Genomic DNA, 21,372 nt, shown 5'->3' with positions numbered 1-21,372 from the left:
GAACGAATACCGAAGGTATATTGAATGAAAGCCATCTTTATTAATACAACAGGATCAATACTTGGTCGTCCTCGTTCAGATGAATATAAGTCTTGAACTAGTCCATAGATAAATGAAAAATCAATAGCTGCTTCTATCTTACGAACTAAATGGTTTGCAGGTACAAGTTGATCTAAAGCAATCATTTCTATCTGATCACGATTAATCTGTGTATTTTTAGTTAGCATTTCATTCACCTCTTTAAAATCTCTGTAACTCAATTATACAAAAAAAGACTGTCAACAAAACCGAATTTTTTCGATTTTGTCGACAGTCTGAATGCTTGGCACAACATAAGTGCCAAGCATTTTTTAATTTTTGCTTTCTACAATCAATGTTACTGGGCCATCATTGGTTAATTGAACATCCATCATCGCCCCAAAGATACCAGTTTCCACTTTGATGCCTTTTTCCCTTAGCAGCCGGTTAAAGGTATCATAAATCTGGATAGCCTGCTCCGGTCTTGCTGCTTCAATAAAACTCGGTCTTCTTCCCTTTCTGGTGTCACCATAAAGGGTGAACTGGGAAACAGAAAGGATTTCGCCGCCCACATCGAGAAGAGATAAATTCATCTTTTCATTTTTATCTTCAAAAATTCGCAAGTTTGGGATTTTATCTGCTAAATATGCGGCATCTTCCTCCCTGTCATCATGAGTTACGCCTACTAGAAGAACTAAACCTTTTGTAATTTGTCCCGTAATTTCACCATTAACGGTTACTTTTGCTTCTTTACTGCGCTGAAGAACAATTCGCATATCGAAACTCCTTAATTCATCATCCGGCGGACAGAATATATATCCGGGATTTGTTTAATTCGATCTACAACTTTATGCAAGTGGGCCACATTATGGATGGCGATCGACATGATAATGGTCACCATCTTATTGCGGTCCGTCTTACCCGTCACAGCTGAAATATTGGTTTTCGTTTCATTTACCGCTTGCAGCACTTCGTTGAGAAGCCCTCTCCTGTCAAACCCGCTGATTTCAATATCGACATTGTATTCCTTACGGTCATTGAGAGATGATTCCCACTCTACCTGTATAAGCCTTGATTGGGCATCATTAGAATCGATATTCGTACAATCTGCACGATGGACTGAGACACCGCGCCCTTTTGTGATGTACCCTACAATTTCATCCCCAGGTACAGGGTTACAGCATTTTGATAAGCGAATTAATAAGTTGTCGATTCCTTGAACACGAACACCAGATTCACGCTTTTTCGTCTTAGGGAAGGATTTTAAATCAGCTACTGCCTGAGTAATACTCTCGGACTGCTCCTGATCACGTTTTTTCCGCCATTTTTCCGTTAATCGATTCGCAACTTGTAAAGCTGTTACACCATTATATCCCACCGCAGCATACATATCTTCTTCATTGGTAAAATTGAACTTCTCTGCAACCTTTTTAAGGTTATCAACCGTCAAGATTTCTTTTATATCAAATTCCATATTACGGATTTCCCGCTCTACAAGCTCTTTCCCTTTGATCACATTCTCCTCGCGGCGCTGTTTTTTAAAGAATGCACGGATTTTGTTTTTGGCTTGAGAAGTTTGGGCAAGTTTCAGCCAATCCTGGCTGGGGCCATAGGAATGCTTGGAGGTTAGAATTTCTACAATATCTCCAGTCTTAAGCTGATAGTCAAGGGTAACCATTTTACCGTTTACCTTTGCCCCAATCGTTTTATTCCCGATTTCAGAGTGAATTCGGTAAGCAAAATCAATGGGAACTGAGCCTGACGGCATTTCAATGACGTCTCCTTTAGGTGTAAAAACAAACACCATATCAGAGAACAGGTCAATTTTTAAAGATTCCATGAATTCTTCTGCATTGGTTGCATCATTTTGAAATTCCAAAATTTCTCTAAACCAAGTTAATTTTTGTTCAAAGGTTGAACTGTCATTAACCGTTTTTCCTTCTTTGTATGCCCAGTGTGCGGCAACCCCGAATTCAGCAATCCGATGCATTTCAGAGGTGCGGATCTGTACTTCCAACGGATCACCTTTGGGACCGATTACGGTTGTATGCAAAGATTGATACATATTCGGTTTAGGCATGGCAATATAATCTTTAAATCGGCCGGGCATTGGTTTCCAGCAAGTGTGAATAATCCCTAATACTGCGTAACAATCCTTAATGCTATTAACCACAATTCTTACAGCAAGAAGATCATAAATTTCGTTGAATTGCTTGTTTTGTAAGGCCATTTTCCGGTAAATGCTATAAATATGTTTCGGCCGCCCGGAAATTTCAGCTTTAATGGTGACATCTTTCAATCTGTCTCTTACTACATCAATCACATCATCAAGGTATTGTTCTCGTTCCGCCCGCTTCTTTTTCATAAGATTGACGATTCGATAATATTGCTGTGGATTTAAATACCGTAATGCAGTATCCTCTAACTCCCACTTAATAGTCGAGATTCCCAGACGATGTGCTAAAGGTGCGAAAATTTCAAGTGTTTCATTTGAAATCCGACGCTGCTTTTCCACGGGAAGATGTTTCAGTGTCCGCATATTATGCAGACGGTCAGCAAGCTTAATTAAAATGACTCTGATATCCTGTGCCATTGCAACAAACATTTTCCGGTGGTTTTCAGCCTGCTGTTCCTCGTGTGACTTATATTTAATTTTCCCTAATTTTGTTACTCCATCGACAAGCATAGCCACTTCTGCGTTGAATTCCTCTTCAAGATCTTGTAATGATACATTTGTATCTTCTACAACATCATGAAGAAAACCAGCCGCAAGGGTTGCCGGGTCCATTTCAAGATCTGCCAAAATGCCGGCAACCTGTATGGGATGAATTATATACGGCTCACCCGATTTTCTATATTGATCGCGATGGGCATAATCAGCGTATTCATAAGCTTTTTTTACTAATGCCACATGCTCTTCATTTAGATAATTTCTAGTCTTGTCGATGACTTGGTCGGCCGTTAACACTTGATCATTCGCCATAAAATCACCTTTATTTTCATCTCATTTAATAGCTTTCCAAAGCTTTACTTGAGGTAGTTTACATTCAGAAAAAATTGTTACGAAATTAGAATGATTGTTACTATTATCGAAAAAAATGGCGGAGATGTAAAGAGATTCAACCTTTTTTTCTGTAAAAAATGAAATATTTGTCGATTTTTCTGGTTTTCAATACAAAAAATAATTTTTCTATTATGGAAAGAGAGCACTCATATCTCGAGTGCCCTCTTCCATTATTTAATAATTCATTAATGTCAGGATATCATAACCGTCTAATTTTTTTCTGCCTTCCAAGTAAGATAATTCCACAAGGAACGCAATCCCTGCAACTACACCGCCAAGCTGTTCAACTAATTGAATCGTTGCCTCAATCGTACCGCCGGTTGCTAATAAATCATCTGTAACAAGAACGCGCTGTCCTGGTTTAATTGCATCTTTATGAATGGTAAGTACATCTTTCCCATATTCAAGTCCATAACTGACTTTTATGGTTTCGCGTGGAAGTTTACCTTCCTTTCTGACTGGAGCAAAGCCTACCCCAAGTGCATAGGCAACAGGGCAGCCAATGATAAATCCACGTGCTTCCGGACCTACAATAATATCAATTTGTTTATCTTTCGCATATTCAACAATCTGATCGGTAGCATATTTATATGCTTCACCATCATTCATTAATGGCGTAATATCTTTAAATACTATTCCTGGCTTCGGATAATCCTCTACGATTGCTACAAATGGCTTTAAATCCATTACTTAATTGCCTCCTCAGTTTCAACTGGCTCATCAAGCACAGTGGTAAACCAGGTCTTAAGTTCTTGAAAGGATGATAATAATAATTCCCTTTCAAGCACTGTTTGTGCCTGCTTTTGTTGAAAAGTTTTTGAGTCAGTTAAATCGCGTTTTTGCGGTTGTTTGTTTATCGTTATAAATCCATTGTTTATTGTAACAAAATCTAATTCAGAAAACACTTTTGACATAAAATGAATGGTTTCACTCGACCATCCTCTAAGTTTGGCAATGTCATCTCCATACCGTTTCAGGTCAATGGGCCCTTTCTTCATTAGAAAGGCATAAAACCATTTAAAATGTTCTCTTGTAGGAACTATACTAAAAAAATCAATTGATGTTTTATAAAAATAAGCATAGATTCTAGCAGGCTTTTTCCCTTTCAATAAGTGAACTAAGAGTTCCTTTGAAGGAGGAAAATCTACTAAAGCAATATTGGCCTGGGACCCATCAAAGGATTCTGCAGATTCCATATCGTCTACACAAATTGTTTCAACCCCAAGATACTGGGCTATTTTTTCTGCATGCTCTTTATTAAAAAGAACGATTTTTCTATTTTCTTCAGGAACGGTGCCGGGTATACTTTTAATATGCTTTTTCCCGCGGAAATCAAACAACTGCCACGAATTCACGGCAATATCTTGAACGAAGATTTGCGGTTTACGTATATTGTTCCATTCATTAATGGATAATTCTCCGATTAATGAAATTTTTGACGCAGGTGATATTTCATCCACGACTGCTCCAAGGCCAAAACCGACACCATCCAAGTTTGCCCCCTTATCATTCACAGTAATCTTTAAATGATTATGTTCACTGCCAATTTTTCTGAGACTGGTAATCTCAACGTTATTAATCAATACTTTAGGCTTTGGATTGTCTACCCCAAATGGGGAAAGCAATGATAATTCATCTAATGCTGATAAATGAACATCTTCCAATTGAACCTCCTCATCCAAAAAGGTCACTGGAATAAAATCTTCGTCAGTCATTAATTCATTAGCTCTTTGATTCAATTTTTCACGAAGTTCCGCCACATCTTCCAATTTTAAGGTCATTCCAGCAGCCATTGGATGTCCGCCAAAATGGGGAAGAATATCCCTTAATGTGGATAGGTTTTGGAATAAATCAAATCCAGGAATACTTCGTGCAGATCCTTTTGCTAAACCTTTTTCTTTATCAAAGCTTAATACAATTGCTGGACGATAATATTTTTCTACCAATTTAGAAGCAACAATCCCGATTACACCAGCATTCCAGCCTTCCTTTCCAATTACAAGGACTTTATTTGTATCAATTGGATATTTGGTTTCAACTTCCTGAATCGCTTCTTCTGCAATGGTATTCACGATTCCCTGACGCGATTTATTTAAAGCTTCCATTTCTTCAGCAAGCTGTTCAGCTTCATTAGGATCTTGAGTAAGAATAAGATCTACTGCTAATACTGCGTCGGTCAGCCGTCCTACCGCATTAATTCGGGGCGCAAGGGTGAAACCTATGGTTTCTTCATTGATGGACATCGGATCAATTCCAGCATTTTTAAAAATAGCTCTTAAACCGATATTATTTGTTACCTTTAATTTTTCCAGACCTTTTTTAGCGATTAAACGATTCTCACCCGTCAAGGAAACTAAATCAGCGATTGTCCCAATCACCGCAATCTCTAATAAATGTTCCGGCACTTGACCATATAATGCATGGGCCAATTTAAATGCAACACCAACACCTGCAAGTTCACGAAAAGGATAAGTACTTCCAGGCAGCTTTGGGTGAATAATAGCAAGAGCTTCAGGTATAACAGGACCTGGCTCATGGTGGTCAGTAATAATTAAATCCAGTCCCAGCTCCTTTGCCACCCCGGCTTCATGAACAGCAGCAATCCCCGTATCAACCGTGATAATTAATTGAATGCCGCTTTCTGCTGCATGACGAAAGGCAGCCTCATTCGGCCCATAGCCTTCCGTAAAACGATTTGGAATATAAAACTGTACGTTTGCTCCTAAATCACGAAGTGTCAGCATTAAAACAGATGTACTGCTGACCCCATCCGCATCATAATCACCATATATAAGAATCGGTTCGTTCTGCTCAATTGCAGTACGAATTCGGTTCACTGCGGTATCCATTCCTTTAAATAAATAAGGATCGTGAAACTCATCATGACCAAATAAAAAAAACCGTGCGGAGGATGCAGAATCGAATCCACGGTTAATAAGCAATGATGCAACAAGAGGGGAAATGTTTAATTCTCCTGCAAGCTGTTCACTAAGCCCGCGATTAGAATCTTGTACAATCCATCTTGTTTTCGATTTTAACATTGTTCACGTTCACCTCTCAGACTTCCTTATTATACAGTAGTGCAACAGGCCTTTCAATCACTGGAAATAGAAAAAGTAAAACCGCAGAGGTCGCTGCGGTTTTACAATGAATATTAAACTTGCGGCTGATCGGAATATTTTTTCTTTTCCTTTACCGTTTTAATAACACCCTTTTTCTTAAGTTCACGCACTTTCAAAATATACCATAACGGGCCGGCAATACAGATGGAAGAGTATACCCCAGCCATTAAACCGACAAATAATGCAATCGAGAAATTACGGATAGACTCGCTGCCAAAGATAATTAGTACTATAACAGTAACCAAAACGGTAAGGACCGTATTTAGTGAACGTGTTAATGTTTGACGAATACTTACATTTAATACTTCTGCAATATCAGCCGGTGTTTTAAGCCGCTTCTTCTTATGCATATTTTCACGCATCCGGTCAAAGGTAACGATTGTATCGTTAATTGAATATCCAATAATCGTCAACACAGCAGCAATAAATGTTAAATCCACTTCAAGCCTTGTAATGCTGAAAAACGCTACCATAAAGAAGGCATCATGCAGAAGTGAGGCAATCGCTGCAATTGCCATTGATAACTCAAAACGAATACTGACATAAATGATAATCCCAATAGATGCAATAATCAAAGCAATAACTGCATTTTTCGCCAATTCCTTCCCTACGGTTGGTGAAACCGTGCTAACACTTGGTTCAGTACCAAATTCAGCTTTGAAGTCAGTTTTTAATTTGGCAACTTGATCCTTTGAAAGCACTGTAACAAGGCGGGCAACAGCTCTTTGATTTTTATCACCAGATATCACAATATCATCTGTTTCTAAACCTTGTTTGTTGAAAGCTTTGGTAACCACTTCATTTGTTAACGGAGTATTAGACATTACTTCTACACGCGTTCCATTTGAAAAATCAATGGATAAATTCAACCGCATGACAATCAGAATGATTAGGCCTGCAAGAAGCAGGATCCCCGAAATAGAAAAAAACTTTTTACGATTATTAGCGAAATCAAGCTTATCAAACCGTGTAGGTAAATCTAATGTATCCACATTTTCTTTCAAATCATGGATATCAGACTTCTTAACGCCAAACCAGCTTGGTTTCTTTTTAAAGATTCCGCTGTGCACCCATAGACCGAGCATTAGACGTGAACCATAAACAGCCGTTAAGAAGCTCATCAGAATGCTAATGATTAACATCGTTGCAAACCCTTTAACAGAGCTATTCCCATAGAAAAATAAAACCCCAGCTGTTAGTATCGTCGTCAGGTTTGAATCAAGGATGGAGGTAAATGCATTTTTCTCCCCCGCTTGGAAGGCAGACTTAATCGATTTTCCCACCTTGAGTTCTTCCTTTATCCGTTCATAGGTGATGATATTCGCATCAACCGCCATTCCGACCCCAAGGATAATCGCGGCTATACCCGGAAGCGTCAGTACTCCATTCATCCAATCAAAGATTAGCAGGATTAAATAAATATAAATACTTAAACTTATGCAGGCAATGAAACCTGGAAAACGGTAATAGAAAAGCATGAATAAATAAATAAGCGCAATACCGATTATTCCGGCATAAACGGTGTCATTTAATGCTTTTTCACCAAATTGGGCGCCTACAGAAGAGGAATATACTTCTTTAAGCTTTACTGGTAATGATCCTGCATTTAACAGTGAAGACAATTCTTGTGCCTCTTCCACCGTAAAATTACCGACAATGGAAACAGTATTTTGGTTAAAAACTTGATTTACGGTTGGAGCAGATAAATATTTTGGTTCTTTCTTAGCTGACTCATTTTTAAATGAGTCTTTTCCTTCTTCAAAATCAAGCCAGATAACCAGAAGATTTGTTCCGTATGGCTTGCTTGAAATTTCTTTTGTTACTTTGGCAAACTTGTCGGCACTTTTTAATGTCAACGAAACACTCGGCTTGCCTTGTTCATCAAAGGTCTGTTTTGCCCCGCCTTGTTTCAAATCTGAGCCATCCATCATCAGTTTATCATTGACATCTCTAAACGTAAGATTGGCTTGAGTAGATAAAATTTCCCGGGCTTTATTTTGATCTTTTACTCCTGCAAGCTGAACACGAATCCTGTTAGTACCTTCAATTTGAATGCTTGGTTCACTTACCCCAAGGACATTAATCCGTTTATCCAGGGCTTCTGCTGTACTTGCCAGCACCTCTTTATCAATCTTTTGGCCCTTTTTAGCCGGGTGGACTTCATATAAGACTTCAAAACCGCCTTGCAGGTCCAAACCAAGTTTAATATTGTGTAAAATGTCCTTTGCCGTTACCCCCATAGTGCTGCCAATAAGCAGAACAAGTAAAAAGAAGGCAACAATTCTACTGCGCTTTACCATTATGTATAACTTCCTCCTTAGTGCCTGTACAATGCACAGAACAGTTCAAACCAATACAAAAATCACTGTTATCATTATGGAATAAGTATATGTGAGTGTCAATTTCTGAATCGTGAAACCGCCGATTGGCGTTTTCTCTAAGACCATCAACAAAGTTTAGTATACTTGTTTCATTTTTTGCAGTTTATTTTAATAACTCTTTTAATTCATTTTCATCATCCAGTGAGAATTCAGCCGTTTTATAGGACTCAATAGTCGTAAAGCTAATAAAATCACTGACCTTTACTGCAAGTACATCCTCAATAATTTCATAAATATGAATATCTCCCTTTGTTTTTTTCCACTTTTTTCTCGTTAAAAATTTCCATAATTCATTTTCTGAAACAGAATCATATCCAAGCACATGAAACTCTTCCAACTTACTAACCAATGCTGGATGTACTTCAGAACGAAAATGATCATATGCATGGCCGTTTTCCATACAACTGCCTCCTCCTGTATTTAAACCTCTTTAAAGTTTCCTGTCTAACTTGTCATGCTTTGTCCACTATAGTGCATATAGTTAATTGTATATGAATTCTTCTTTTTTGAGAAGGTGGGAAGTTGAATGTCGAAGTTTCTTAAAGGGACTTTTATTCTGCTGGCTGCAGGTTTCGTGACAAGGGTCCTTGGTTTTATCTATCGAATTGTCTTGGCACGCAGCATTGGCGAAGAAGGCGTCGGTTTATATATGATGGCTTACCCCACATTTATCCTTGTTGTGACACTTGTTCAGCTGGGTCTGCCTGTTGCCATATCAAAAAATGTGGCGGAAGCTGAGGCTAAAGGTAATTATGCTGAAATAAAAAAGATTCTCGTCGTATCACTTGCGATTACGATATCCTTATCGATTATTATTACACCAGCATTAATTTTACTTGCACCATTGCTTTCATCAACAATGTTCACTGATCAGAGAACGTTTTATCCTTTAATTGCCATCACACCCGCGATTCCGATTATTGCTGTTTCTTCCGTCTTGCGCGGTTACTTTCAAGGAAGACAAAACATGCAGCCTTCCGCCGCCTCACAAATTTTAGAACAAGTGGTTCGAATCACTCTTATTGCTGTCATGACAAAAACCTTTCTTCCTTATGGAGTCGAATATGCAGCAGCTGCTGCCATGGCTGCCTCTGTACTGGGTGAATTAGTCTCACTGATTTATTTGGTGACAACCTTTAAATTTAAGAAGCGTTTTAAACTAAGGAGAAACTTTTTCAAATTTATTCATTCTGGAAAGAAAACATTTAAGGATTTGATGGAAATCGCCCTGCCAACAACAGGAAGCAGAATGATTGGTTCAGTTGCCTGGTTTTTCGAACCGATTGTGGTTGCCCATAGTTTAGCCATCGCAGGTGTTCTTGCTATTGATGCAACGAAACAATATGGGGCATTAACGGGTTATGCCATGCCGCTTTTAATGCTTCCGTCCTTTGTTACCTTTTCTTTGGCAACTGCATTGGTTCCGGCAATAAGTGAAGCAAATTCACGAAAAAACTATAAATTAATAGAATATCGCCTGGAGCAGGCATTACGGTTTGTGTTTTTGTCTGGAGGATTAGCAGTTATCGTCCTTTATGTATTGGCAGATCCGCTTATGGAGCTCATGTATGGCTCAACCAAAGGGTCCTATTTAGTCCGTATGATGGCACCATTCTTTATTATTTATTATTTTCAAGGCCCCCTGCAGGCCGTTCTTCAGGCTTTGAATCTTGCCAGAGCGGCAATGATTAACAGCTTGATTGGGGCAGTGGTAAAAACAGCGGTTATTTTTGTACTAGCTTCCCTGCCGTCGTTTGGGATTAATGGCGCCGCGTTAGGAATTATTGTCGGTTTTGTGCTCGTTACGTTTCTCCATCTAGCCACGGTTATGAAACAAGTTTCATTTTCTTTTTATGTACGGGATTACTTGAAGGGATTTTTGGTCATGATTGTTTCGGGGGGAACCGGATACTGGATGATCAGTCATTTCCTAATTAATGAACTGCTGATCATAAGATTTCTCATTTCTCTGACTGCCATGACTCTTTCATACACCATACTTCTTGTCGCCTTAGGCTTGATAAAAAAGGATGACATTACGAGAATTCCGTGGATAGGAAGATTTTTCACTGTAAGGTAAAAAATGAAGCGCCCGTTTAAGACAAATGAAATAAACAGAGTTATTTCCTTATTCAGAGAGTAAGCCAAAGCCATCATGCTGCCGCTGGGCGCTAAAACTGGACACGCTTTTTGAGGCGTGTCTTCTTTTTCATTCATTATCCATTAAGTCAATAAAAAATTTCCCGTTTTCATAACTGCAAAACGAAATTTTTTTTATATCACGGTACCCTTTTTTTTTCATTTCCTGACGAAGCCATAGATTTGTTTTATTAATTTTACTTAACCCTTCTTCCCTTATTGAACCATCCATAATCAATGGAATCGTAATATCGCCATTTTCTTTTGGATTTTTTGGCTTTTTGGGATCTTCGATTTTTTTTATCACAGATAATTTACCAGATGTCTCTAGAATGGCAAATTCTACGTCCTGAATGCTTCTTACATCTTTTTCACGCAATTGCATCATCAAGTCATCAAAATTATAACGATGACTTCTCATTGCTTCCTCATCCACTTTGCCGCGGTTGATAATAATTGTGGGCTTTCCATCGATAATATCGCGGAATTTTTTACTTTTTAATGAAAGAAAAGCGAGCGTGATTTGAATCCCCATTAATAGAACCATTGGAATAACAGTATGGAGAAGAGGGTCCTTTGTATCTTCAATGGCAATGACAGCCATTTCACCAATCATGATAAAGACTACTAAATCCAAAACACTTAGCTCACCAATTTCCCGCTTTCCCATAAATCTGAATATCGAAAGTAATACGATATATAAAAAGATGGTTCTAATAATAATATTCAAATAAACTACCACGTTTAGCCTCTCCTTTCAACACATTACAACTCTTATTGTTATCATTCCTGCTAAAATCATAATCGGAATAAAATCCCAATTAGAAGAAAATCACATGCATGAGAAGATAGCTGTACAGACTACAGTTTCTGCGAAAAAAATTTAATTCTACTTTCAAACATTGATGAATATGCTTGTACTAGGAAAGAATCCACTTTTCAATTTCACAAACAGATGAAAACATACAGCCAGATGGCTTAAGGGGGAGAGAAAAATCGAGTCAAAAAGCTTTGGTACAGCAATCCTGTACGGTTTAATCTTTATTTTTGCATTTGCAGCTATTTGCAGCCTTATCATTTCCTTACTCATGAGATTTACATCCGCCGGTGAAACATCTCTACAATACATTGTTACAGCTATTTCATTTATAGCATTATTTGGAGGAGGCTTTTTGTCTGGGGGGAAAAGAAAGGAAAAAGGCTGGTTAATTGGCGGTGTGACAGGGCTTATATACTCGCTCATTGTTTTCTTATTCCAATTCTTAGGGTATGATCGTCTATTTGATATGGAACAATTTGTTTACCACACCTGTTATACACTAATCGCAATGATGGGCGGTATTCTTGGAGTTAATATTGCTACCAATAATTCTAGAGCATGAAAAAAGGAAGCCGAATCGTTAAATCGGCTTCCTTTTTTTCATCAATTTAAACTTGTGCTTCCTTCGCTGATTCTACTACCTCACGAACCGAGTTGCGATCATATGTAAGACGGCTGCCATCTCCACATTTAATTACAACCTTGCTTTCGTCGATTGAATCAATAATCCCATGCAGTCCGCCAATCGTGACAATTTTATCACCCTTCGATAAACTGCTCTGCATTTGCTGCACTGATTTTTGACGTTTTTGCTGTGGTCGGATTAACAAGAAATAAAACAACACAAACATTAAAATTAACGGTATAAATGTACCAATTCCTCCTGACATACTATTCCCCTCCTTTCAAAATGACATCTATTAGAAATTTCTTGCGTTTGGTTTATTAAATCCGTAACGCTCAAAAAATTCTTCTCTAAAATCACCAAGCCGGTCTTCCCTAATGGCTTGTCTGACCTTCTCCATTAATTTTAACAGAAAATAAAGATTATGGTAAGATGTTAAACGAATTCCAAATGTCTCATTACAACGAATCAAATGGCGGATATATGCCCTAGAGTAATTTCTGCAAGTATAACAGTCACATTCAGGATCAAGAGGGCCGAAATCTCTAGCATATTGTGCATTTTTCACAACCAGCCTGCCTTCACTTGTCATTAATGTACCATTTCTTGCAATCCTTGTCGGCAATACACAGTCAAACATATCAATACCACGAATTGAACCGTCAATTAATGAATCGGGAGACCCGACACCCATTAAATATCTCGGTTTATTGGCCGGAAGAAGAGGCGTGGTAAATTCAAGCATGCGATTCATAATATCCTTCGGCTCTCCAACAGAAAGTCCGCCTATTGCATAGCCAGGAAAATCTAATGACACAAGATCCTGAGCACTTTGCTTTCGAAGTTCTTCATATTCCCCGCCCTGGACGATTCCAAATAAACCTTGATCTTCTGGACGTTGATGAGCTTTTAAACAACGTTCCGCCCATCTAGACGTTCTTTCTACTGATTTTTTCATGTAGTCAAATGCCGCCGGGTATGGCGGACACTCATCAAAGGCCATCATAATATCTGACCCTAGAGCGTTTTGGATTTCCATTGCTTTTTCCGGTGATAAAAATAACTTTTCTCCGCTTAAGTGATTACGAAAATGGACGCCCTCTTCTTCAATCTTACGGAATTCACTTAAACTAAATACTTGGAAGCCGCCGGAATCGGTAAGAATTGCCCGGTCCCAGTTCATAAATTTATGCAGTCCGCCTGCTTCCTTAATAATCTCATGACCAGGACGGAGCCATAAATGGTAAGTATTGCTTAATATAATTCCAGCACCCATCTCTTTTAACTCTTCAGGTGACATGGTTTTTACCGTTGCTAAAGTTCCCACCGGCATAAATGCGGGAGTCTCAAAAGAACCATGTGGTGTGTGAACCCTGCCGAGACGTGCGCCAGTTTGTTTACATGTTTTAATTAATTCATAACGAATCGCAGTCAAACTTCTTTCTCCTTCCTAATCTAAACGATGAACATCGCATCGCCAAAGCTGAAGAAACGATATTTCTCTTCAACTGCTGTATTGTAAGCATGCAAAATATGCTCTCTGCCGGCCAAGGCACTAACAAGCATAATCAAGGTCGATTTTGGCAAATGGAAGTTCGTAATTAACCCGTCAATTCCTTTAAATTCATAACCAGGGTAAATAAAAATATCTGTCCAACCGCTGCTTGCTTTAAAATGACCGTTATTAGCCGATGCAATTGTCTCTAACGTTCTAGTTGAGGTTGTTCCAACAGTAATAATTCTGCCTCCATTACTTCTTACTTTATTCAGCAGATCAGCAGTAGCTTCGTTCATTATATAAAACTCAGCATGCATATCATGACCTTCAATATCATCTGAACTTACCGGTCTAAACGTCCCAAGGCCGACATGAAGCGTAATAAAGGCAATGTGGACACCCTTACCCGCGATTTCCTGCAGTAATTCTTCGGTAAAATGAAGACCTGCTGTAGGTGCAGCCGCTGAACCAGGTTCTTTTGCATAAACTGTTTGGTATCTATCTTGGTCCTCAAGCTGTTCCTTAATATATGGAGGAAGCGGCATCTGACCTAATTGATCAAGAATTTCGTAAAAAATCCCTTCATATTTAAAATGAAAAGTCCGGCCGCCATGTTCAGCTTCCCCTGTACAGACAGCGGTAAGTCTTCCATCGCCAAATTCAATGACAGTGCCTTTTTTGACACGTTTTGCCGGCTTCACCAATGTTTCCCACTCGTCCCCTTCGACCTGTTTTAACAACAGCACTTCAATCTTGGCACCTGTATCAGGTTTAATGCCAAAGAGGCGTGCGGGCAGTACCTTCGTATCATTTAAGACGAGGCAGTCACCTTCACGCAAGTATTCGGTAATATGATTAAAAATTTCATGCTTGATTTCGCCTGTTTCTTTATTTAATACCAACAACCGGCTGTCAGCACGATTTTTTAACGGAACTTGAGCAATTAATTCTTCTGGTAAATGAAAATCAAACATATCTAACTTCATATTCAAACATCCTTACTTTAACGAAATCTCCCAATTAAATAAAAAATCAGGGACAGTACAATACTTATAACAATGGAAGTTACTACCGGAAAATAAAATGTAGTATTCCCTTTCTTTACGATAATATCCCCCGGAAGTTTCCCAAAATGTAAAAACGGCATCAATAAACCAATGAAGAAAATTACGGCACCAATAATCATCAATGTTTTTGATAAACCTGTCAAGAAGATGGCACCTCCATGCCGAAATGGCGGTAAACCTCAGCCGTAACCATTCTGCCCCGAGGTGTCCGCTGCAGAAATCCAATCTGCAATAAATAAGGCTCATATACATCCTCAATTGTTTCCGCTTCTTCACCAATTGACGCTGCAATTGTATCAAGTCCGACCGGACCGCCGCGGAATTTCTCGATAATTCCTTTTAACAGTTTATGGTCAATATGGTCTAACCCAAGCCTGTCTACCTGTAGAAGCTCAAGAGCTTCCTTGGCAAGCGGAAGATGGATTTCTCCATTCCCCTTTACCTGTGCAAAGTCTCTGACCCTCCTTAAAAGACGATTGGCAATTCTCGGTGTCCCTCTCGCTCTTCTGGCAATTTCAGCCGCTGACTGCTTATCAATATTTGTCTCAAACAACTCTGCAGTCCGTATAACGATACTTGTCAGATGATCCTCTTTATAATACTCGAGCCGGGATAAAACACCAAATCGGTCTCTTAATGGGGCTGATAAAGAACCTGCCCTCGTAGTTGCCCCTACAAGGGTAAATGGCGGCAAATCAAGACGGATAGACCTTGCACTAGGACCTTTCCCAATAACAATATCGAGGCAAAAATCCTCCATTGCCGGGTACAAAACTTCTTCAATTGACCGCGAAAGCCGATGAATTTCATCTATAAAGAGGACATCCCCAGGTTCAAGCGCTGTGAGAATTGCCGCCAAATCACCAGGTCTTTCGATGGCCGGTCCAGAAGTCGTCCTGATGTTTACACCCATTTCATTGGCAATTATCATGGCGAGCGTAGTCTTCCCCAAACCAGGCGGCCCGTACAGCAGCACATGATCCAGTGTTTCTCCTCTTTGCTTAGCAGCAGTTATAAAGATTTCTAAGTTTTCCCGGACCTGATCTTGTCCGATATATTGTTGTAAGGTTTGCGGCCGAAGGCTTTGTTCAAAACTAACTTCACTCTCATCTACTTCACTGGAAATGATCCGCTCTTCCATACATCATCACCTATTTTAAAAGCTTTTGTAATGCTTTTTTAATATATTGGTCTGTTGACAGTTGTTCCTTTTGTAATTCAGGTGAAACTTTCTTTATTTCTCTTTCTGAATAGCCTAATGCTTTTAAAGCAAGCACGGCTTCCTCAAAGGCATTGCTGGATGCTTCTGTATGTAATGGAAGCTCATCTGCATTAAATAAATTTGGAAAAAAGTCTGGGACAATATCCTGAAGTTTCCCTTTTAAATCAAGTATCATTTGGCGGGCTGTTTTCTTGCCGACACCTGGAAATTTAATAAGAAACTTCTCATCCTCATTTTCAATTGCATTCACAACCTGACCTACTTCTCCGGAAGCTAGAATAGCAAGTGCCCCTTTTGGGCCAATCCCCGAAACATTTAATAATTTGGTAAACAGCCTTTTCTCTTCTCTAGTTTCGAAGCCATATAAAGCCATTACATCCTCACGAACATAATGATACGTATAAACCGTTACCATTGTTTCCATTTTACCGGCATATATAAACGGATTCGGCGTCAGAATTTGAAAACCTATTCCGTTGTTTTCAATCACAATATACTCCGGTCCTACGAAATGAACGGTTCCTTTAATAAATTCAAACACTAAAGCTTCTCTCCCCTAGTCTATTGACACTGTTGTACATGAAAAACAGCACTGTATTTCATTCTATCATATTTTTAAAGTAGTGTTGAAGAAAATAGCGCTCCATGACAATTTCAAAAAAAAAATCAGGCTGATTTCACCACACCAGTCTGATTAATAAAAATTCTATTCTTTTGTCACCGAATAATGTTTAAAGGTTTCCAGCACCTTCACATAATGATCCTTTGTTTTTATAGGGATTCCTTGAAGCAATTGTTCCTGCTTATGACTTTCCAGCTTTTTCATATCTATTTGAAAAAATGATTGTATAATCTTTGAACTGCCAGGCCGTCCATTGAAAATGGTCAATACACCATCTTCAGTAATACCAAAATAGCCATTTGCTTTTAACAAGGGTGAGATATCGTCCATTTGTTTTGAAAATACCATTGTAGACTCTTCTCTATGCTTCAATGTCCAAGAATCATATTTTGCCCAAAAATTTTCCATCGACCAGCATTGCTCATGAACAATTTCCTGACTGACTTCCCCGTCTAGATAGACTCGTTCTAAAATCACTTTAATATGCAGAGGTTCCGTCGCTTTCTTGGTCTCTGCTGATATAGCAAAACCATCTAAAGTCATTGCTAAATTAAGCAGAATAACAGAAAACACGGCGAAACAAAAGCGAGTCTTGGCTTTTCCTGTGAACCTCATGCCGTTCACCTCTTATGTTAAGAATTAACAACCTTTACATTCCTAGTGTATCCTTTTTTTGCCTTTTTATCCCGATAACTAAGGATTGCCGCTCAAGCCCTAATACAAAAAGGCAAAGCATTGAAGCTTTGCCTTTTCCATTATTTGTATGGCCTTGGGGTCTTTTGAGGAAAATCATTATTTATATTACGGTCCCGCCCAAACATTCCTTCATCTACAATGACTTTGATGGTTTTGCCCTTAACATACGGCTGAACCGCTTTCTTGATTGCACGTTTCGTTTGGACTGCAGCTGCCCTGCTGTCATCGTTTAACGCCACTGATATCCAGACTGAATTGCCATAGGATACGTTTCGGATACTTCTTACATTATTAACATCCGCTACCTTATTCCGAATCACATTAGTAATATCTTCTTGATATTCATGGTCAACTGCAGAGCCCATATTGGCAATATCGCGGTTTAAATGCCCATGATAATTCATATCGCTTGTACTAAAGCGGTTATCCCTCTGGAAAAAGTTACGATCTGTTTTGGCTAGAGGTTTCGTCGGGTTAACCGGATGTCCATTCTCATCCCGTGTTTGAAGCATATCTCTTCTTTGCTTATAAATATTTTGATCCTCGTCACCTAAATTATGGTCCATCATTTCTGTAAAAGGACCGTCATTATCTCGGTTAAAAGCATTATTAGAATCCGGGTGGTTTTCATTGGAGTAATACCCTATCGGCCGCGCCGGATTATTATTGCTATCATTGACACCTTTACTGTCATTATTGGCACAGCCTGAAGCTCCAACAATCATTAACGCAGAAAGTGGAATCATCCATTGTTTCCTGTTCAAGCGAAAAACCCCCTTACCTATTTTCATGAGCATAAATACATGCTCAATCATAGGGTGTTAGTTAAAAGGGGGTTTCATTCTATTTAAACATTGGAATTAATCCAAAATACTCCTTAACTGGGTTATAAATTTTTTCCGTGCATAAAACTGGCCAATTGATAAATCCATGACCTGCTGTAATTTATGTTGATCTGAATAAGATTGTTCTCTTACCAAACGGTTCCATTCACGAAAAATATCTGCTGGATATGCTAATGCATATAAAAAAGCTTTATCCTTCAAGTATTTTCGAAATGGCTTATAGGTGCGCAACTTTTCTAATGACCAATCAATATATGGAAGAATCCGATTAGCATACTGCAAATAGTCCAAGGCTTTTGGTCCAATACTGATTAAATCAAAATCAATTAAATGTAACTTTCCTTTTTTATCCCTTAAAAAATTATGATGGGCTACATCTCCATGTAGAATTACATATGGTTCTTTTTCAAAATATTGACTGTTTGCTTCCATTCCTTTAATAGACCAACTTGCCCACGACATCATGTCTGAAATAAATGGTTCATTCATAAAATACCGCAGAAAAGGAAGATTATTCGAAAACAGCATCATCCTTTCTTTCCATTTTTCAATTAAATCGGCCTTCGAAAGAAGCCTCCGATATCTTGCTTCAAACGAAGCGGTCGTTTGATGAAATTGTTCTAATAATTCAAGTCCTTCCCTGCGGTCTTTTTGCTTATAAAAAGTAAATGATGTTTTATTTGGAGAAATATATTCAATACAACCAAAATAAGTATCTTCAAAAAACAGCTGTTCCTTTGCAGGAGAATCAAAAAACTTGTACGTATTGAAAAATCCTTCTTTCTTTAGTGTGGCAGTAAATGCCTCTTGAAGCTTAAGCCTTCTATTGGATTGATAACCTTTTATGATAAATTGATTGTGATTTGTTTTAAGCAGCACAACAGATCTTTGCAGCGGGACCATTTCAATAACAGGTTCTGTTAATTGTGATTGAAAATAAGAGAAGAGACGATCAAAATAATCATCGTCTCCATGCATGTTTCCTGTTGATTTAACTTGACTCGTCATGATTTCCTGGCATTCCGTAAGAACTTGTTCCAACTGGTCCCATTCCATATGGATTCATAAAAGGCGGCTGGACAGCATCAGATCCCATAAATGGCGCACTATAAATCGGCGGTGTTGGAGGTACAAAATTTTCTGGCATTCCTGCTGGGTTTGGTGCACCGCAGCCGCAGTCACCTCCGGCTCCTACAGGTAAGCTTTGTGTCTGTTCTTGCATAAAAGGCATTTGGACTCCAGGACGATTAGGTGAATCAAAATTAAACTCAGGTCCATATGGAGTTGTTCCCATCATTTGCGGATATCCATAAGGTGTAGGTCCGTATGCTGGGTACCCTCCGTAAGGTGCTCCTGCTCCAGGAGCTCCAAATGAACCATCAGGGCTTCCCTGCGCTGCCGGATATGCACCAGCCGCTGGCATTTGACTAAATCCGCCTTGATAACCCGGCGGTATTTGGCCAGATCCCATTGTTGGCGCTTCTCCATATCCACCTGGCATTGACTGATACCCCATTGGCGCTTCTCCATATCCACCTGGCATTGACTGATACCCCATTGGCGCTTCCCCATATCCACCTGGCATTGGCTGATACCCCATTGGCGCTTCTCCATATCCACCTGGCATTGGCTGATACCCCGGCTGCATTCCATATGCACCATATTCCATTCCCGCTGGCTGCTGGAATCCTGCTCCAGGAGCTCCCGAATACGTCCCCTCCATTACTGATCCTCCAGGATTAAATCCCCCCTGCCCCACAGGGATCTGCGGCATAAAGGCCGATGACTCATCATGAAAATTCATCGGCATATAAGCGCCGCCCATCATTGATCCCGGATTATTTGGCGGCATATTTGGGACCATATTAGGGACAGCATTTGGTACCTGCATCTCTGCACCTTGAACCTGCGGATACGGCATTTGCATAGGCATACCACCAAAAGGCGGACAAAATCCTGGTCCAGGCATTATCGGTGTAACCGGGACACAATATTCCTGCACAGGAGGACATTCTGGTGCAGGAGGCGGTGTCGGTATCGGCATTTCCTTCTTTGGCTCCTCTTTCACTTCTGGTAAAATATTTGCTGGTTTTGGCGGAAGCTCCGGCTTTACCGTCATATTGGTCATATTGGTCATATAATAATTATTTATATCAATTTCAGGGACTACTTGCAGAGGCATTTTTGGGGTATAAGGCGCTTTAGGTGCTTCTTTAATAATTGGCTGCTCTTTAATTGGTACTTCCTTTATCGGAACTTCTTTTATCGGCATTTCTTTTACCGGTACTTCCTTGGCAAACGGCTTCTCAGCAATCGGCATTTCTTTTTTGATTGGCCCTTCTTTTTTAATGGCTCCACCTGTTGTCGGGACCTTTATCTTCATTCCGGGCATAATCATATCAGGGTTGCTGAGCTGTGAATTCATCTTTTTCAGCTCTTCAAAATTCACGCCGTACTTCTTGGCGATCTTCCAAAGAGTATCCCCTTTCTGTACGATATGGATCTTCACTCTGATTTCCCTCCTATGGCATAAGTCCATATAGTGTATGTGGAAATAGGCAAATTGCTATCATTCTTCACAAAAACTTATGCTGACTTTTTTTAAAATATGTTTATACAAGCTTTAGTCTTTGTGGTTCCCTGCTTTTCATTTTAAAAAATGGTGTGATACTATGGATACATGTACATGGTAAGGAGCGTTGTTTTATGGAACAAAAAAAGATTCTTGGGGATGAACGGAGAACATTTATTTTACAATTATTAAAGGAAAGCAGCCAGCCGATTACCGGCAGCGATTTGGCTGAGAAGACTAATGTAAGCAGGCAGGTTATTGTCGGCGATATTACACTCCTGAAGGCGAAAGGTGAACCTATTATTGCCACAAGTCAGGGATATATGTTTTTGCAGCAAGGTGCAGGAAATTTACTATACGAACGGACTATTGCCTGCCACCATACTCCAGAAAACACAGAACAGGAATTAAATATTATAGTCGATTACGGCGTAACCGTGAAAGATGTTAAAATTGAACATGCGATTTACGGAGATTTAACGGCTTCCATAATGGTTTCCAATCGGCAGGAAGTGAAGCAATTTATACACAAACTTGAAACAACCAAAGCCCCATTACTTTCAGAATTAACAGGCGGGGTTCATTTACACACTTTAACCGCTGCCAATCAGGCTGCGCTGGAAAAAGCTGAAGCCGCACTTAAAAAAGAAGGAATATTATTGGAAAATTAGATAAGCGCAA

General features: G+C 39.3%; 21 protein-coding genes. 3 read left to right on the top strand and 18 right to left on the bottom strand.

Translation table 11 applies throughout. From position 1 onward, the window contains the following. The 7 genes from M3183_RS10070 to M3183_RS10040 all read right to left on the bottom strand — a co-directional run. Positions 1-227, bottom strand: a 227-nt coding sequence (locus M3183_RS10070; RefSeq protein ID WP_396953712.1) for a transposase, incomplete at its 3' end; no start/stop codon positions are given. A 123-nt stretch (positions 228-350) separates the two neighbouring features. Continuing rightward, positions 351-794, bottom strand: coding sequence for a D-aminoacyl-tRNA deacylase (gene dtd, locus M3183_RS10065; protein ID WP_251469129.1), 444 nt, complete (start codon positions 792-794; stop codon positions 351-353). 11 nt (positions 795-805) lie between these two features. Beyond that, positions 806-3,001, bottom strand: coding sequence for a RelA/SpoT family protein (locus M3183_RS10060; RefSeq protein WP_251469126.1), 2,196 nt, complete (start codon positions 2,999-3,001; stop codon positions 806-808). 255 nt (positions 3,002-3,256) lie between these two features. After that, positions 3,257-3,769 carry an adenine phosphoribosyltransferase gene (locus M3183_RS10055; protein WP_251469125.1) on the bottom strand — a complete coding sequence of 171 codons (513 nt, stop codon included), beginning with the start codon at positions 3,767-3,769 and terminating at the stop codon, positions 3,257-3,259. Then, complete coding sequence (gene recJ / locus M3183_RS10050; protein WP_251469121.1) at positions 3,769-6,123, bottom strand: single-stranded-DNA-specific exonuclease RecJ; 2,355 nt, start codon at positions 6,121-6,123, stop codon at positions 3,769-3,771. The genes M3183_RS10055 and recJ overlap by 1 nt, the downstream gene beginning before the upstream one ends. Before the next feature lie 113 nt (positions 6,124-6,236). Further along, on the bottom strand, positions 6,237-8,504 hold the full coding sequence (gene secDF / locus M3183_RS10045; protein ID WP_251469119.1) for a protein translocase subunit SecDF: 2,268 nt from the start codon (positions 8,502-8,504) through the stop codon (positions 6,237-6,239). A 184-nt stretch (positions 8,505-8,688) separates the two neighbouring features. Further along, complete coding sequence (locus M3183_RS10040; RefSeq protein WP_251469117.1) at positions 8,689-8,985, bottom strand: post-transcriptional regulator; 297 nt, start codon at positions 8,983-8,985, stop codon at positions 8,689-8,691. Between the two features lie 126 nt (positions 8,986-9,111). Here M3183_RS10040 and spoVB point away from each other — a divergent pair, with 126 nt between their 5' ends. Then, positions 9,112-10,665, top strand: a complete 1,554-nt coding sequence (gene spoVB / locus M3183_RS10035) for a stage V sporulation protein B (RefSeq protein ID WP_251469113.1) — start codon at positions 9,112-9,114, stop codon at positions 10,663-10,665. 129 nt (positions 10,666-10,794) lie between these two features. On the opposite strand, the gene M3183_RS10030 is transcribed toward spoVB, so the two are convergent. Next, positions 10,795-11,466, bottom strand: a complete 672-nt coding sequence (locus M3183_RS10030) for a DUF421 domain-containing protein (RefSeq protein WP_251469112.1) — start codon at positions 11,464-11,466, stop codon at positions 10,795-10,797. A gap of 253 nt (positions 11,467-11,719) precedes the next feature. Here M3183_RS10030 and M3183_RS10025 point away from each other — a divergent pair, with 253 nt between their 5' ends. Beyond that, on the top strand, positions 11,720-12,106 hold the full coding sequence (locus M3183_RS10025; protein ID WP_311315358.1) for a TIGR04086 family membrane protein: 387 nt from the start codon (positions 11,720-11,722) through the stop codon (positions 12,104-12,106). 46 nt (positions 12,107-12,152) lie between these two features. Here M3183_RS10025 and yajC read toward each other — a convergent pair whose 3' ends face one another. The 10 genes from yajC to safA form a co-directional block, all read right to left on the bottom strand. Continuing rightward, positions 12,153-12,434 (bottom strand): preprotein translocase subunit YajC, encoded by a 282-nt coding sequence (gene yajC / locus M3183_RS10020; protein WP_251469111.1) that lies wholly within the window; start codon positions 12,432-12,434, stop codon positions 12,153-12,155. Positions 12,435-12,464: 30 nt separating this feature from the next. After that, entirely contained in the window at positions 12,465-13,604 is a 1,140-nt protein-coding gene (gene tgt / locus M3183_RS10015; RefSeq protein ID WP_251469098.1) for a tRNA guanosine(34) transglycosylase Tgt, read from the bottom strand. Positions 13,605-13,624: 20 nt separating this feature from the next. Next, positions 13,625-14,653, bottom strand: coding sequence for a tRNA preQ1(34) S-adenosylmethionine ribosyltransferase-isomerase QueA (queA, locus tag M3183_RS10010; protein WP_251469086.1), 1,029 nt, complete (start codon positions 14,651-14,653; stop codon positions 13,625-13,627). Between the two features lie 17 nt (positions 14,654-14,670). After that, positions 14,671-14,877, bottom strand: coding sequence for a DUF2905 domain-containing protein (locus tag M3183_RS10005; RefSeq protein ID WP_251469080.1), 207 nt, complete (start codon positions 14,875-14,877; stop codon positions 14,671-14,673). Beyond that, complete coding sequence (gene ruvB / locus M3183_RS10000; RefSeq protein ID WP_251469079.1) at positions 14,874-15,875, bottom strand: Holliday junction branch migration DNA helicase RuvB; 1,002 nt, start codon at positions 15,873-15,875, stop codon at positions 14,874-14,876. The genes M3183_RS10005 and ruvB overlap by 4 nt, the downstream gene beginning before the upstream one ends. Positions 15,876-15,885: 10 nt before the next feature. Further along, positions 15,886-16,497 carry a Holliday junction branch migration protein RuvA gene (ruvA, locus tag M3183_RS09995; protein WP_251469071.1) on the bottom strand — a complete coding sequence of 204 codons (612 nt, stop codon included), beginning with the start codon at positions 16,495-16,497 and terminating at the stop codon, positions 15,886-15,888. Between the two features lie 165 nt (positions 16,498-16,662). Then, entirely contained in the window at positions 16,663-17,193 is a 531-nt protein-coding gene (locus M3183_RS09990) for a BofC C-terminal domain-containing protein (protein ID WP_396953711.1), read from the bottom strand. A 140-nt stretch (positions 17,194-17,333) separates the two neighbouring features. After that, complete coding sequence (locus M3183_RS09985) at positions 17,334-18,038, bottom strand: YhcN/YlaJ family sporulation lipoprotein (RefSeq protein ID WP_251469060.1); 705 nt, start codon at positions 18,036-18,038, stop codon at positions 17,334-17,336. 96 nt (positions 18,039-18,134) lie between these two features. After that, positions 18,135-19,127: a phosphotransferase gene (locus M3183_RS09980; protein ID WP_251469057.1), complete on the bottom strand. Its 993-nt coding sequence runs from the start codon at positions 19,125-19,127 to the stop codon at positions 18,135-18,137. Next, positions 19,111-20,628: a SafA/ExsA family spore coat assembly protein gene (safA, locus tag M3183_RS27610; RefSeq protein WP_251469042.1), complete on the bottom strand. Its 1,518-nt coding sequence runs from the start codon at positions 20,626-20,628 to the stop codon at positions 19,111-19,113. The genes M3183_RS09980 and safA overlap by 17 nt, the downstream gene beginning before the upstream one ends. A 197-nt stretch (positions 20,629-20,825) precedes the next feature. Here safA and M3183_RS09970 point away from each other — a divergent pair, with 197 nt between their 5' ends. Next, positions 20,826-21,362 carry a transcription repressor NadR gene (locus M3183_RS09970; protein WP_251469028.1) on the top strand — a complete coding sequence of 179 codons (537 nt, stop codon included), beginning with the start codon at positions 20,826-20,828 and terminating at the stop codon, positions 21,360-21,362. Positions 21,363-21,372 lie beyond the last annotated feature (10 nt).

The sequence above is a fragment of the Neobacillus mesonae genome (assembly GCF_023715155.1).
Lineage (GTDB): Bacteria > Bacillota > Bacilli > Bacillales > Cytobacillaceae > Neobacillus > Neobacillus mesonae_A.
This window is presented reverse-complemented; position numbering and strand designations above follow the sequence as displayed.